Genomic DNA, 13,767 nt, shown 5'->3' on the forward strand with positions numbered 1-13,767 from the left:
ACCGTGTACCCACCGGAAAATCGTCGAGTACAGGCTGATACCATGCCCCGCTCCGCTCGCCTTCTTCTCTACGTGCTGCTGATCCTCGCCGGTGCCGCGATGGTGGCCACGCTGGCGATGCATCAGGCCCAGCGCCACGCTCTGGAAGACGACGCCGCGCGTGCCCAGTCCCAACTGTCGCTATACGCCAACACCCTGCAAACCCTGATCGAGCGCTACCGCGCCCTGCCGGCCGTGCTGGCTCTGGACCCGCAATTGCGTGACGCGCTCAAGGGCCCGGTCGATCCGCAGACGACCCAGGCGCTCAACCTCAAGCTGGAACAGATCAACGGCGCGGCGCAGTCCTCGACGCTTGAATTACTGGATCGCAACGGGCTTGCCGTCGGTGCCAGCAACTGGAAACTGCCCAGCAGTTACGTCGGGCACAACTACGGCTTTCGCCCCTATTTCACCCAGACCAAAGCCACCGGCATCGGGCGGTTCTACGCCGTGGGCGTGACCAGCGGCATTCCCGGTTACTTCCTGGCCAATGCCGTGCGCGACGATGCCGGGCATTTCATCGGTGCAATGGTGGTCAAGCTCGAATTCCCCGACCTGGAACACACCTGGGCCCAGGGTGATGACTTGCTGCTGGTCAGCGACGCAAAAGGCATCTTGTTCATCGCCAACCAGCCCGGCTGGCGTTATCGCGCCCTGCATGACTTGTCCGAACAGGACCGCGCCGAGCTGGCCAGCACACGTCAGTACGACAAACAACCGCTGGCGCCCCTGACCCGGCAGCCCCTTCGCACCTTCAACGAAAGCAGCCAGTTGAACCGCGTCGAAGCGCCCAACGGACCGGCGGACTACCTGTGGCAATCGCTGCCCCTGCAACCGGAAGGCTGGACACTGCACCTACTGCGCAAACCGCAACCGGCCAACGAAGACATTCGCAACGCCGGGCTGGCGGCGGCAGGTGCCTGGCTGACCCTGGTGTTTCTGGGCCTGTTTCTCTACCAGCGCTGGCGTCTGGCAAAACTGCGCCAGCGCAGCCGCGAAGAACTGGAGCAACTGGTAGAAGAGCGCACCCGGGACCTGCAAACCGCCCAGGACGGGCTGGTGCAATCCGCCAAACTCGCGGCCCTGGGGCAGATGTCCGCTGCGCTGGCCCATGAAATCAACCAGCCGCTGACCGCTCAACGCATGCAACTGGCAACGCTGCGCCTGCTGCTTGATCATGGCCGGATCGACGATGCCTATAAGGCGCTGGCGCCGATCGACCAGCAATTGACGCGCATGGCCGCCCTCACCGGACACCTCAAGACCTTCGCCCGCAAAAGTCCCAGCGGCCTGCGCGAGCGGCTGGACCTGGCCTGCGTGGTGGATCAGGCGCTGTTGCTGCTCGATGCGCGCATCCGCGATGAACGCATCTGCTGCGTACTGGACCTGACCCGCCCGGCCTGGGTTCGTGGCGACGCCATACGTCTGGAACAGGTGTTGATCAACCTGCTGCGCAACGCTCTGGATGCGATGCGCGACAAGCCGCACAAACGCCTGGAAATCCGCATCCAGGAGCATGGCGATCAGTGGCAGCTGTCGGTTGGCGACAGCGGTGGCGGCATCGACGCCGAGCATCTGCCCGACATCTTCGACCCCTTCTTTACCACCAAGCCGGTGGGCGATGGCTTGGGATTGGGGCTTGCGGTGTCCTATGCCATCGTCCATGAATCGGGCGGCCGCCTGTGCGCCGAAAACCTGAACGACGGCGCGCGCTTTTCCTTTTCCCTGACCCGCGCCCCGGAGGCCGAACCCGCATGTTGAACTCGGTGATCGTGGTCGACGACGAAGCCCCAATCCGCGAGGCGGTGCAGCAGTGGCTGTCACTTTCAGGCTTCGAGGTACAGCTGTTCAGCCGCGCCGAAGACTGCCTGCAGCAACTGCCGGAACACTTTCCCGGTGTGATCCTGAGCGACGTGCGCATGCCAGGGATGGGCGGCCTGGAACTGTTGGGGCAATTGCGCGCCAAGGACGCGGATCTTCCGGTGATCCTGCTGACCGGTCACGGCGACGTGCCCATGGCCGTGGACGCCATGCGCGACGGCGCCTATGACTTCCTGGAAAAGCCCTTCACCCCGCAAACGCTGCTGGACAGCCTGCGCCGCGCCCTGGAAAAACGCGAACTGGTGCTGGAGAACCGCCGTCTGCTTCATCAGGCCGACACCCGCACCCGGCTCGACGCTACGCTGCTGGGCCTGTCGCCATCCATGCAGACCTTGCGCCGTCAGGTGCTCGATCTGGCGCAATTGCCGGTCAACGTGCTGATCCGCGGCGAGACCGGCAGCGGCAAGGAAATGGTCGCCCGTTGCCTGCACGACTTCGGGCCTCGGGCAAAGAAGCCCTTCGTGGCGGTGAACTGCGCGGCCATTCCCGAACAACTGTTCGAGGCTGAGCTGTTTGGCCACGAAAGCGGTGCCTTCACCGGCGCCCAGGGCAAGCGCATCGGCAAGCTGGAATTTGCCCACGGTGGAACGGTGTTTCTCGATGAGATCGAAAGCATGCCGCTGGCCCAGCAGGTCAAGCTGTTGCGGGTGATTCAGGACCGGCGCCTGGAGCGGTTGGGCTCCAACCAGAGTATCGAAGCTGACCTGCGCATCATCGCCGCCACCAAGCCCGACTTGCTCGAAGAGGCCCGCGCCGGACGTTTCCGTGAAGACCTGGCGTATCGCTTGAACATCGCCGAACTGCGCCTGCCGCCCTTGCGTGAACGGCGCGAGGACATTCCGCTGCTGTTCGGCCACTTCTCGCGCCAGGCCGCAGAGCGCCTGGGCCGCGCAGCGCCGGTGCTCAGCGGCGGGCAGTTGAGCCATCTGCTCAGCCACGACTGGCCCGGCAACGTGCGCGAATTGGCCAACGCTGCCGAGCGGCAGTTGCTGGGGCTGGACAGTCCCGCCTCGGTCGAGCCGCCCAGCGGTCAGTCTCTGGCAGCCCAGCAAGAGGCTTTCGAAGCCCATTGCCTGCGTTCGGCACTGAGCCGGCACAAGGGCGACATCAAGGCCGTGATGCACGAGTTGCAGCTGCCGCGCAGGACGCTGAACGAGAAGATGCAGCGCCATGGGCTGGTGCGCGAAGAGTTTCTTTAACGACGATCCCCTGTAGGAGTGAGCTTGCTCGCGATAGCGTCGGTTTTGTAGTCAATGGGCTGCCTGACACACCGCCATCGCGAGCAAGCTCACTCCTACAGGCCCTCATGAATCGGCGAAATCTTGCTTACGCATAACGGGCCAATCGGCGGATTTCCGCTCATTACTTCATGTCAAACCCTTCTAGACCGGGCCTCTCAACCCTTGGCACACCTCCTGCTATTACCCAGGTCAGACCGCATCGCTGCGCTCCTCTAAAAACAATGACTTGCAGGAAAACCTATGGCTATTCCCAACGCTGTCCCGCACGGATCGGCTGCCACGCCTGTCGCTGAAAAAACCACCGGAAGCCGCCTGAAATCCATTTTCTCAGGCTCGGTCGGCAACATGGTCGAGTGGTACGACTGGTACGTCTACGCCGCTTTCTCCCTCTACTTCGCCAAAGTCTTCTTCCCCAAGGGCGACACAACCGCCCAACTGCTCAACACCGCCGCGATTTTTGCCGTAGGCTTCCTGATGCGCCCTATCGGTGGCTGGCTGATGGGCCTGTACGCCGACCGCAAGGGCCGCAAGGCTGCGTTGATGGCCTCGGTGCTGCTGATGTGTTTCGGCTCGCTGATCATCGCGCTGACACCAGGCTATGAAACCATCGGCGTTGGCGCACCGATTCTGCTGGTCTTCGCCCGCCTGCTGCAGGGCCTGTCCGTGGGAGGCGAATACGGCACCTCGGCGACCTATCTCAGCGAAATGGCGACCAAGGAGCGTCGCGGCTTCTTCTCCAGCTTCCAGTACGTGACCCTGATTTCCGGGCAGCTCATCGCGCTGGGCGTGCTGATTGTGCTGCAACAGACCCTCACCACCGAGCAACTGAACGCCTGGGGCTGGCGCATTCCGTTCGCCATCGGCGCCCTGTGCGCAGTGGTCGCGCTGTTCCTGCGTCGTGGCATGGAAGAAACCGAATCCTTCACCCAGAAGAAGGAAAAGGAGAAGGCCAAGGAAAGCCTGATGCGCACCCTGATGCGTCATCCAAAGGAACTGGCGACCGTGGTCGGCCTGACCATGGGCGGCACGCTGGCGTTCTACACCTACACCACCTATATGCAGAAATACCTGGTGAACACGGTCGGCATGAGTATCTCCGACTCCACCACCATCTCTGCTGCCACGCTGTTCCTGTTCATGTGCCTGCAACCGGTGATCGGCGCACTGTCGGACAAGATCGGCCGTCGCCCGATCCTGATCGCCTTCGGCGTGCTGGGCACGATCTGCACCGTGCCGATCCTCAGCACCCTGCACACCATCCAGACCTGGTGGGGCGCATTCTTCCTGATCATGGCGGCGCTGATCATCGTCAGCGGCTACACCTCGATCAACGCGGTGGTCAAAGCCGAGCTGTTTCCTACCGAAATCCGCGCACTGGGCGTCGGCCTGCCGTACGCACTGACCGTGTCGATCTTCGGCGGCACCGCTGAATACATCGCGCTGTGGTTCAAGAGCATTGGCATGGAGACTGGGTACTACTGGTACGTCACGGGCTGCATCGCGGTATCGCTGCTGGTCTACGTGTTCATGAAGGACACCCAGAAGCACTCGCGGATCGAAACCGACTGACACGGCCGGGCTGCTACGGGTTTCTCGTACGCAATGAAGGGGGCGGCAACTCAGGTGAGCCGCCCTTTTTTTCGCTGCCATGGCAGCTAACCCACTGAATCTTCAACCGGTTTCTGTAGTATCAATTTCAGCGATGTTCGCTACCAATGCGATTGACTTCTTAATAATCCAGAGCCGAGTAAAGTTAACTCCATACCGAGTTACCCACTACTTAAATCGATCTGGAGCAACTACCATGAAAACTAACAAACTGATCTTCGGCCTGGCTTTCTCGATTCTGGCTAGCAGCGCTTTTGCACTTCCAAGTGTTGACGCAACCAAACAAGTCAACGCACCGGTAGTTGCAGAGAACGGCTCTTCCCACACCAACATCGGCCGTGTCGCTGCTGACGGTGCTGACCACGTAGGTGCCAACCGTGTTGCCGCTGACGGTGCTGACCATGTAGGTGCCAACCGCGTTGCCGCTGACGGTGCCGACCACGTAGGTGCCAACCGCGTTGCTGCTGACGGCGCTGACCACGTAGGTGCCAACCGTGTTGCCGCTGACGGTGCTGATCACGTAGGTGCCAACCGCGTTGCCGCTGACGGTGCTGACCACGTAGGTGCCAACCGCGTTGCCGCTGACGGTGCTGACCACGTTGGTGCAAATCGTCTGGCTGCTGACGGTGCAGATCACGTCGGTGCAAACCGCCTGAGCTGATTCAAAAGCTGTTCCTTCCCAGCCCGGCTTCTGCCGGGCTTAGTTTTTTCTGGCAAGCCAGATTCTCAAACCCCTTGAATTTGCGGGCCTTTCCCAGCCATTGACTGGTCATAATCGCTATTTGCGCAAATGGCGACATGGATCGGCTGAATCGGGCCTCATCACGCAAACAGATACGCAGCAAATACACAAATCACACAATATCAAATCTGTCAACAGTCAGAACTGTCGGTTCTGACAGTTTTCGCCCCATTTCGAAGCCAAAATCGCTGGAACGCCTCAAAACCGGGCGCTGCAGAGGACTATCATTTTCAACGATGATCGTTAGCAAGCTTGTTAACTTCTACTTAATCCGTACGCGCGTAACATTAGCTCCATACCCAAGTTGAAAAAATTATTGAACTTAGTTGGAGCAACCTTCATGAAAACTTCAAACATCCTTTTTGGTCTTAGTCTGTCCATCCTGGCATCGAGCGCTTTCGCCCTGCCTGTTTCGGATACTCATTCTGCAGTGAGCGGCAATGTAGTCGCCGAAGGTGGTTCTTCCCACACTAATGCTTCGCACACTGGCTCTTATCGTCAGGCTTCCGATGGTTCAGACCACGTCGGTGCGAACCGCCTGGCCGCTGACGGTGCCGACCACGTAGGCGCCAACCGCCAAGCCGCTGATGGCGCTGACCACGTCGGTGCAAACCGCCTGGCCGCTGATGGTGCTGATCACGTTGGTGCCAACCGCCAGGCCGCCGATGGCGCTGACCACGTTGGTGCAAACCGCCTGGCCGCTGATGGTGCCGACCACGTAGGCGCCAACCGCCAAGCCGCCGATGGCGCCGACCACGTCGGTGCAAACCGCCTGGCCGCTGACGGCGCTGACCACGTAGGCGCCAACCGCGTTAGCTGATTCAAGGTTTCACGTTCAAGGTTTCACGCTTCACGTTTCACAGTTCTCCTCCGAACTCCCTTTGTAGCCCGGCTTATGTCGGGCTTTTTTTTGCCTGCAAAACGGGCAAGGACTGGCATCATCGGCGCTGCGCTTGCACTATGACGGCCTTGATTGCTCACCAGCAGCCGCCCCGTTCTGCCTGATTTCCCAGGAGCCGCGATGTCAGACGATATTCATTTCTACGAACCCTCCAAAGGCCACGGCCTGCCCCACGATCCGTTCAACGCCATCGTTGGTCCGCGTCCCATCGGCTGGATTTCGTCCCACGACGCTCAGGGAAACCTCAACCTTGCGCCCTACAGCTTTTTCAACGCATTCAACTACGTGCCGCCGATCATTGGCTTTTGCAGCATTGGCCGCAAAGACAGCCTGAACAACATCGAACAGACCGGCGAGTTCGTCTGGAATCTGGCCACCCGCCCGCTGGCCGAGCAGATGAACGCCAGTTGCGCGCCGGTAGCGGCCGACATCAACGAATTCGAATTGGCGAACCTTACAGCCGCGCCGTCGCGCATCGTGTCAGTGCCACGGGTGAAGGAAACGCCGGTGGCGTTCGAGTGCAAGGTGACGCAGATCATCCAGTTGCAGCGCGCCGATAAAGAGGTCGTGCCGAGCTGGTTGATTCTGGGAGAGGTGGTGGCCGTGCATATCGAGAAGCGGCTGCTCAAGGACGGCGTCTACGACACCGCTGCCGGTGAGCCGATACTGCGCGGCGGTGGCCCGGCCGACTATTTTCAGCTGGGCCCAGAGGCATTGTTCAAGATGTACCGGCCAAAGGCCTGATCAGTCCTGGGCAAACATCAGTTCGCCTTCGCTGGTCACGTCGATCAGCCGCTCCAGCTCCTGTACGGCGGCCTGATCGGCGTCCAGCGCAGTCTTGAATTTCTGGTCGACGAGCAGTCGGTGAAAAGTCGGCGCGCCCCCGGCGCCCAGGCCTTTGACCGCGATGGCGGCACTGTACCCGCCCTCACCTGGAACGGCGGCGGAAACGGCTTCGTGATGCTGGAATTCTTTGCGTGCCATAAGAGCAAGATCTGCCTTGGTAGGGAAAGGCAGGGATTTTAAACCTGAGCCGCCTGAAAACCGCCAACTTTCATCGCTTGGGATGACGCCATCGCGAGCAAGCTCACTCCTACAAAAAACCGCGCGCACCTGTAGGAGTGAGCTTGCTCGCGATCGGCGCCATTCACAGCCAGGCCAATCATCCTGCCATCCGCGCATCCGGCAAGGCATAAGCGGCCCTGGCCTGTAATGCCGTCACATTGGCAAACGTCTGAAAATCCAGGCTGCTCACTACTCGCTCACTCATCAACTCGGCGAATACATTCAGTTCCGGGCTGGCAAACCAGTCGTTCATCGCGGATTTATCCGCCCACAATCCGGAAATGACCCACAGATCCTGCTCGGTCATGGACCGCTGCAAGGCGAAATGCAGGCAGCCGGCCGTTCTCGAGGTCTGGGCAATCAAGGTGCTCAGGCGTGCGCCCAGTTGCACGCTGTTCCCGGCGCTGGCGCGGGCGTATACCAGATGACTGACGATGGAGGTGCTTTGCATTGTCCGTGCTCCCTTGGTCCAGCCGCGACAGAGGAAATGCTTTGCGGCCGGGAATGAAGATTAGGGCATGGGTGCAACTGTCGTTAGCCAATTACTGCCCGGTAATTGCCTGATCCTGCGCCGGCACTTTTTTTCAGGGCCGGGAGCCGTCACAAAGCTGTCACAGCCCGCCTTGGACTTTTGAGCAATAAACCCCGATGGGCAAGGGGTTTCGTCGCACGCTGCAACAACCTGATGCAGAATCGGGCAATCATCCGGCAGTATTCGTCTACCGTCGTCGATTGCACAAAAATATCCTGTGCCCCATCGATGCATCGCCAGAGGACGTTTCCCATGCTGCCCACCGTCGCCTCTTCCGCCCCGCCAGCCGGGACAGATAGCCAGCCCATTGCAGAACTGACCCCGCAGATGGAGCAACAGCGCGCCGAGCTGGCAGAACTGATTCGCCGGCATGCGCCGACCGATGGCAGTTTTCAGACCGTCATCAAGTCCCTGTTCATGGTGCGCCACGATCATGCCCAGCAATCGGTGCCGGGGCTTGTGCATCCAGCGCTGTGCATCATGGCCCAAGGTCGCAAGGACGTGACCCTGGGTGACGAGGTGTTTACCTACGATCCGCTCAATTACCTGGTGCTGTCAGTCGCCCTGCCGATCAGCGGCAAGGTGATCTACGCGACACCGGACGAGCCGCACTTGGCGATGCGCCTGGACATCGACCCTGCGCAAATCAATGCGTTGATTGCGGAGGCCGGTCCCATGAGCGTTCCGAGCCGCCCCAGCGGACGCGGGATGTATGTCGAGCGCATCGACTCGCAATTGCTCGACGCCGTGATCCGGCTGATTCGCCTGCTCGACAGCCCGAAAGACATCCCCATGCTCGCACCGCTGATTACCCGGGAAATTCTTTACCGCCTGCTGCGTGGGAGCGAAGGCTATCGCTTGTACGAAATTGCCATTTCCAACTGCCAGACCCATCGCGTGACCCAGGCCATCAAATGGCTGAACGAAAACTTCCAGCAAGCGCTGCGTATCGATGAGCTGGCAAAGGAAGTGAACCTGAGCGTCTCGACCCTGCACCATAGATTCAAGGCCGTGACCAACATGAGCCCGCTGCAATATCAGAAGCAGCTGCGATTGCAGGAGGCCCGCCGCCTGATGCTGTCCGACGGGCTCGAAGCGTCGGCGGCCGGGTACAAGGTGGGCTATGAAAGCCCCTCCCAGTTCAGCCGCGAGTACAGCCGGCTGTTCGGCGCGCCGCCCTTGCGGGATCTGGCGCGCCTGCGCAAGACGCTGTGATCAGACCGCGCGCACCACGTGCTTGATCTCCTGGAAGGCCTGCAAGCCCCAAGGCCCCAGTTCGCGCCCCAGGCTGCTTTGCTTGTAGCCGCCCCATGAGGCCTGCGGGAAGATCACCTGCGGCGCGTTGATCCACACCATCCCCGCCTCAAGGGCGTTGGCGATGCGCTCGGCGGCGTCGAGATCGCGGCTGACCACACTGGCCACCAGGCCGAACTGGGTGTCGTTGGCCAGCGCGATGGCCTCGGCCTGGGAACTGAAACCACGCACGCACAGCACCGGGCCGAAGATCTCTTCACGCCACAGGGCGCTGTCCAGCGGCACGTTGGTGAAAATCGCGGGGGTGAGGAAATAGCCGCGAGGCTGATCCGCCGGCCGCACACCGCCGCACAGCAGGCGCGCGCCTGAATCCTTGCCCGCCTCGATATGCGCGACCACGCGCCGGTACTGCGCCTGGTTCACCAGCGGGCCCATCTCGGCGTCTTCGTTGCCTGGGCCTGCGACCTTGATCGACCGAGCCTTGGCCACCAGACGCTCGAGAAACGGCTCCAGAATCTCCTGCGCAACCAGTACGCGGCTGGTGGCCGAGCACATCTGCCCGGCATTGAAGTAGCCGCCGCCACTGGCCAGATCCACCGCCAGGTCCAGATCGGCATCGGCCATGACCAGCAGCGACGACTTGCCGCCCAATTCCAGACTCACGCCCTTGACCGTTTCGGCGGCGCGCTGCATGACCTGCACGCCCACGGCGTTGCTGCCGGTGAACGACACCTTGGCGATTCCCGGATGCGCGGACAACGACGCGCCCACCGACACACCGGTGCCGCAGACGACGTTGAACACGCCTGCCGGAACACCGCTGGCGGCAATGATCTGCGCCAGTTCCAGCTCGGCCAGTGGCGTGACCTCCGACGGCTTGAGCAGCACACAGCAACCGGCCGCCAGTGCCGGGGCCAGTTTCCAGGCGGTGGTGACCATCGGGAAGTTCCACGGCACGATCAGCCCGACCACGCCACAGGGCTCACGCCGCAGCCGCGCGGTGAAATCCTCGACAGGCAGTTGCACTGCGCGGTCCTGCTGGCCGTCGGATGCTTCGGCAAGGTCGGCGTAATAGTTGAAGGTGGCAATCACATCGTCCACGTCGATGGCCGCTTCGAAGCCCGGCTTGCCGTTGTTGCTCGACTGCAGTTCGATCAGCCGTTCGCGACGCGCCGCCACCCCTTCGGCAATTCTGCGCAGAATCATCGCCCGCGCCGCGCCAGTGGTCTGTGACCAGCCGCCGAACGCTGCGCGAGCTGCATGGACTGCATCGTCCACCGCACGGGCATCGCCACCGGTGACGATGGCCAGACGTTCCTCGGTTGAAGGATTGATAACCGGCAATTGCTCGTCGCCCGAGCGCCATTTGCCATCGATGTACAGACCTGCCAGAACCGGACTCAACACAGTTGCCTCACTCACGATGCTTTCAATCCATTCATCCAGCCGCGCTGGTCGATTTCGATAACGGTCGGCCCCTGACGGTCGCTTGCCGTCAGCAGCGCTGCCTTGAGGGACTCGACGCCGTCCACCGCCTCGGCCGCACAGCCAAGCGCCTTGGCCACGCCGATGAAGTCCGGGGTGTAGATGTCCACGCCGACCGGCTCGATGGCGCGGTTGACCATGTATTTCTTGATCTCCTCGTAGCCCTGGTTATTCCACAGCAGCACGATGATCGGAGTCTTCGCCTCGACCGCGCAGGCCAGCTCCGACAGGGTGAATTGCAGGCCGCCGTCGCCGATCAGGCAGGCCACGGGGTTGCGCTCGCCTGCGTCCTGGCTGCCCAGCCAGGCGCCAATCGCAGCCGGCAGCGCGTAACCCAGGGTGCCGTAGCCGGTGGATGAGTTGAACCAGCGGCGTGGCTTGTCCAGATCCAGCGTCAGGTTGCCGGTGTAGACCGGCTGGGTGGAGTCGCCGACGATCACGATCTCCGGCAGCACTTCGAGCACGGTGTTGAGGAACAGCGTCTGCCCGCGGGTGGCTTCATCCCATGAGGTGTCCAGCGTGGCTTTCAGCGCAGCAGCGCGTTTGCTGCCCCAATCCTGCGAGCGCTCGGCCAGGGTGAACTCAGCCAGGGCGTCGACCAACGCCTGGGCAGCGGTTGTGGCATCGGACACCAACGCCACTTTCGGCGGGAAGTTGCGCACCGTCTGATCGGGGTCGATATCGATGCGCAGCAAGGTGCCCGGGATCTTGAAATGGCCCTGGAAGGTGACGTCGTAGTCGGTTTCAGCAAGCTCGGTGCCGATGGCCAGCACCACGTCGGCGCCTTCGATGATCTCGCGGGTCGGGTCCAGCGACTGGGTCGAGCCGATCAGCAGCGGATGGTGCGAAGGCAGCATGCCCTTGGCGTTGATGGTCAGCGCGACCGGCGCGTCCAGCTGTTCTGCCAGGCGGGTCAGTGCAGGTGCGGCATCGATGGCGCCGCCACCGGCCAGGATCAACGGCCGCCTGGCGTTGGCCAAGAGACTCGCCATCTGCTTGATCGCCGCAGGGGACGGGCCTGCGCGGGTGATCGACACCGGCTGACTGGTCAGCAGGTCGTCGGCGTCTTCCACCAGCACATCCAGCGGAATTTCGATGTGCACCGGCCGCGGACGCCCTGCCTGGAACAGCGCAAAGGCCCGCGCCAGCACCGACGGCAACTCGGCCGCCGACATCAGCGTGTGGGAAAAGGCCGCCACGCCTGCAACCAGAGCTCCCTGCGCAGGCAGCTCATGCAGCTTGCCGCGCCCGCCGCCCAACTGGCTGCGCGACTGCACGCTGGAGATCACCAGCATGGGGATCGAATCGGCATAGGCCTGGCCCATGGCAGTGGTGATGTTGGTCATGCCAGGCCCGGTGATGATGAAACACACCCCCGGCTTGCCGCTGGTGCGTGCATAGCCGTCAGACATGAAGCCTGCGCCCTGCTCATGGCGCGGAGTGACGTGCCTGATCGAGGAACCGGCCAGCCCACGGTACAGCTCCACCGTGTGCACACCGGGAATGCCGAACACCTGCTCGACACCGTAGCCTTCGAGTAACTTGACCAATACTTCGCCGCACGTCGCCATATGCCTGGACCTTTCGTTGTTCTGATTGCCGATTCACGGGTCTGCCTGAAAAAAGCGGCAGATAAGGCGAACATTGGACCTGTGGGGAGATATCGGTGACAACGCAAAAAATGTCATGCTTAGCCATGTCCCCAGCTCATGCCTCATGACCAGTAGCCCCATGAAACGATTGCCTCCCCTGCCCTCGCTGCACACATTTCTGGTGGTTGCCCGATGCTGCAATTTCACCCGAGCCGCCGAATTGCTGCACATCACCCAAGGCGCGGTGAGCCGGCAGATCGCAGGGCTGGAAAGTCATCTGGGTTATAGGCTGTTCCAGCGCCAGGCCAGGGGGTTGAGCCTGACGCCCGAGGGGCGCGAGCTGTTTCCACGGATCGAGCATATTTTCGGGCTGATCGAAGACGCTGTGGATCAGGTCGGCGAACGCCGCCAGGCACTGCAATTGAAGGCGCCGACGTGCATCACCCGTTGGCTGCTGCCCCGGTTGATGCAGTGGCAGAGGGAACGCCCGGACGCTCCCGTCGAGCTAACCACGACCATCGCCCATGGCGTCGATTTTCGCCACGAAGGCTTTGACGCTGCGGTGGTGTATGGCGCATATCCTGACGATTCGACGCAGGTTCACCACCTGTTCGACGAACAACTGACTCCGGTGTGTTCACGCTCATTGCTTGAAGCCGCCCAGCCTCTGGGGCATTTCACCGACCTAGAACACCACATGCTGTTGCACCCCACCCTGGGCGAGCAAGACTGGGGGCAGTGGCTCAAGGCAGCAGGCGTCAGACTCAGCAACCTCGGCAAGGGGCAACACTTCGACACCATGGACCTGGCGATGACCGTGGCGTCCCAGGGTTCAGGGGTGGCGATGGGCGACTGGGCGCTGATCGGCGAAGACCTCAGCGCCGGACGGCTGGTCACCCCGTTCGACCTCAAGGTGCGCACCGGCGCGGCCTATTATTTCGTCTACCCCAACCGCACCGCACCTTCCCCGCACCTTCAGCAGTTGCTCGACTGGCTGCTGATCCAGGCGACACAACGCTGATCCAAAGCCTGCGGCGCGTTCAAGACCGCCAACGCCGGCAAGCCGGACTGCTACGGGTTTGGTGTGGTGAGTTCGAACTGTTTCTGGCCGGAGGCCGTGGGAGGGAGCTTGCTCGCGATGGCGGTGTGTCGGGTGATGAAGATGTGACGGACAGGCCGCCGTCGCGGGCAAGCGCGCTCCTACAGATGCGAACACCGGACTGCTACGGGTTTGGTGGGGTGGCCTCGAACTGTTTCTGGCCGGAGGCCGTGGGAGAGCACTAGCTCGCGATGGCGGTGTGTCGGGTGATGAAGATGTGACTGACAGGCCGCCGTCGCGGGCAAGCGCGCTCCTACAGATGCGAACACCGACCCGTAGCAGCACGGCTTGCCGGCGGGGGCGATTTTGAGGACGTCCCCGCCAGATC

The 13,767-nt window shown here is 61.9% G+C and carries 12 protein-coding genes; 8 read left to right on the forward strand and 4 right to left on the reverse strand.

The window, feature by feature from the left end; translation table 11 throughout:
• The first annotated feature begins 42 nt into the window (after positions 1-42).
• The 6 genes from NPS29_RS27860 to NPS29_RS27885 all read left to right on the forward strand — a co-directional run bounded on the left by NPS29_RS27860 (position 43) and on the right by NPS29_RS27885 (position 7,156).
• Complete coding sequence (locus NPS29_RS27860) at positions 43-1,800, forward strand: ATP-binding protein (RefSeq protein WP_274136692.1); 1,758 nt, start codon at positions 43-45, stop codon at positions 1,798-1,800.
• Complete coding sequence (locus tag NPS29_RS27865) at positions 1,794-3,119, forward strand: sigma-54-dependent transcriptional regulator (protein WP_274136682.1); 1,326 nt, start codon at positions 1,794-1,796, stop codon at positions 3,117-3,119. The genes NPS29_RS27860 and NPS29_RS27865 overlap by 7 nt, the downstream gene beginning before the upstream one ends.
• 282 nt (positions 3,120-3,401) lie before the next feature.
• Positions 3,402-4,730, forward strand: a complete 1,329-nt coding sequence (locus tag NPS29_RS27870; RefSeq protein ID WP_274136683.1) for an MFS transporter — start codon at positions 3,402-3,404, stop codon at positions 4,728-4,730.
• 235 nt (positions 4,731-4,965) lie between these two features.
• Positions 4,966-5,430, forward strand: coding sequence for a hypothetical protein (locus NPS29_RS29010; protein WP_400604672.1), 465 nt, complete (start codon positions 4,966-4,968; stop codon positions 5,428-5,430).
• 421 nt (positions 5,431-5,851) lie between these two features.
• On the forward strand, positions 5,852-6,331 hold the full coding sequence (locus NPS29_RS28765; protein WP_337993930.1) for a hypothetical protein: 480 nt from the start codon (positions 5,852-5,854) through the stop codon (positions 6,329-6,331).
• 201 nt (positions 6,332-6,532) lie between these two features.
• Positions 6,533-7,156 (forward strand): flavin reductase family protein, encoded by a 624-nt coding sequence (locus NPS29_RS27885; RefSeq protein WP_274136687.1) that lies wholly within the window; start codon positions 6,533-6,535, stop codon positions 7,154-7,156.
• On the opposite strand, the gene NPS29_RS27890 is transcribed toward NPS29_RS27885, so the two are convergent.
• Entirely contained in the window at positions 7,157-7,396 is a 240-nt protein-coding gene (locus NPS29_RS27890) for a hypothetical protein (RefSeq protein WP_274136688.1), read from the reverse strand.
• 178 nt (positions 7,397-7,574) lie between these two features.
• On the reverse strand, positions 7,575-7,928 hold the full coding sequence (locus NPS29_RS27895; RefSeq protein WP_274136689.1) for an antibiotic biosynthesis monooxygenase family protein: 354 nt from the start codon (positions 7,926-7,928) through the stop codon (positions 7,575-7,577).
• 408 nt (positions 7,929-8,336) lie between these two features.
• Between NPS29_RS27895 and NPS29_RS27900 the strand changes: the two genes are divergently transcribed.
• The gene (locus tag NPS29_RS27900; protein ID WP_274136693.1) at positions 8,337-9,224 is read left to right on the forward strand and encodes an AraC family transcriptional regulator; all 888 of its coding nucleotides are present in this window, start codon (positions 8,337-8,339) and stop codon (positions 9,222-9,224) included.
• Here the strand turns inward: NPS29_RS27900 and NPS29_RS27905 are convergent, their stop codons facing one another.
• Both NPS29_RS27905 and NPS29_RS27910 read right to left on the reverse strand, forming a co-directional pair.
• Positions 9,225-10,667, reverse strand: a complete 1,443-nt coding sequence (locus tag NPS29_RS27905) for an aldehyde dehydrogenase family protein (protein ID WP_274136694.1) — start codon at positions 10,665-10,667, stop codon at positions 9,225-9,227.
• Between the two features lie 14 nt (positions 10,668-10,681).
• The gene (locus tag NPS29_RS27910; protein WP_274136690.1) at positions 10,682-12,319 is read right to left on the reverse strand and encodes a 5-guanidino-2-oxopentanoate decarboxylase; all 1,638 of its coding nucleotides are present in this window, start codon (positions 12,317-12,319) and stop codon (positions 10,682-10,684) included.
• A 160-nt stretch (positions 12,320-12,479) separates the two neighbouring features.
• Between NPS29_RS27910 and NPS29_RS27915 the strand changes: the two genes are divergently transcribed.
• A complete protein-coding gene (locus NPS29_RS27915) occupies positions 12,480-13,361 on the forward strand; it encodes a LysR substrate-binding domain-containing protein (RefSeq protein WP_274136691.1) in 882 nt (293 codons plus the stop codon).
• Positions 13,362-13,767: the final 406 nt, after the last annotated feature.

This window comes from Pseudomonas putida (genome assembly GCF_028682175.1).
GTDB lineage: Bacteria > Pseudomonadota > Gammaproteobacteria > Pseudomonadales > Pseudomonadaceae > Aquipseudomonas > Aquipseudomonas putida_AD.

Coding starts and splice junctions, on each gene's coding strand:
- NPS29_RS27860 (WP_274136692.1), top strand. CDS start 43: ATGCCCCGCTCCGCTCGCCTTCTTCTCTACGTGCTGCTGATCCTCGCC.
- NPS29_RS27865 (WP_274136682.1), top strand. CDS start 1,794: ATGTTGAACTCGGTGATCGTGGTCGACGACGAAGCCCCAATCCGCGAG.
- NPS29_RS27870 (WP_274136683.1), top strand. CDS start 3,402: ATGGCTATTCCCAACGCTGTCCCGCACGGATCGGCTGCCACGCCTGTC.
- NPS29_RS27895 (WP_274136689.1), bottom strand. CDS start 7,928: ATGCAAAGCACCTCCATCGTCAGTCATCTGGTATACGCCCGCGCCAGC.
- NPS29_RS28765 (WP_337993930.1), top strand. CDS start 5,852: ATGAAAACTTCAAACATCCTTTTTGGTCTTAGTCTGTCCATCCTGGCA.
- NPS29_RS29010 (WP_400604672.1), top strand. CDS start 4,966: ATGAAAACTAACAAACTGATCTTCGGCCTGGCTTTCTCGATTCTGGCT.
- NPS29_RS27910 (WP_274136690.1), bottom strand. CDS start 12,319: ATGGCGACGTGCGGCGAAGTATTGGTCAAGTTACTCGAAGGCTACGGT.
- NPS29_RS27900 (WP_274136693.1), top strand. CDS start 8,337: ATGGAGCAACAGCGCGCCGAGCTGGCAGAACTGATTCGCCGGCATGCG.
- NPS29_RS27915 (WP_274136691.1), top strand. CDS start 12,480: ATGAAACGATTGCCTCCCCTGCCCTCGCTGCACACATTTCTGGTGGTT.
- NPS29_RS27890 (WP_274136688.1), bottom strand. CDS start 7,396: ATGGCACGCAAAGAATTCCAGCATCACGAAGCCGTTTCCGCCGCCGTT.
- NPS29_RS27885 (WP_274136687.1), top strand. CDS start 6,533: ATGTCAGACGATATTCATTTCTACGAACCCTCCAAAGGCCACGGCCTG.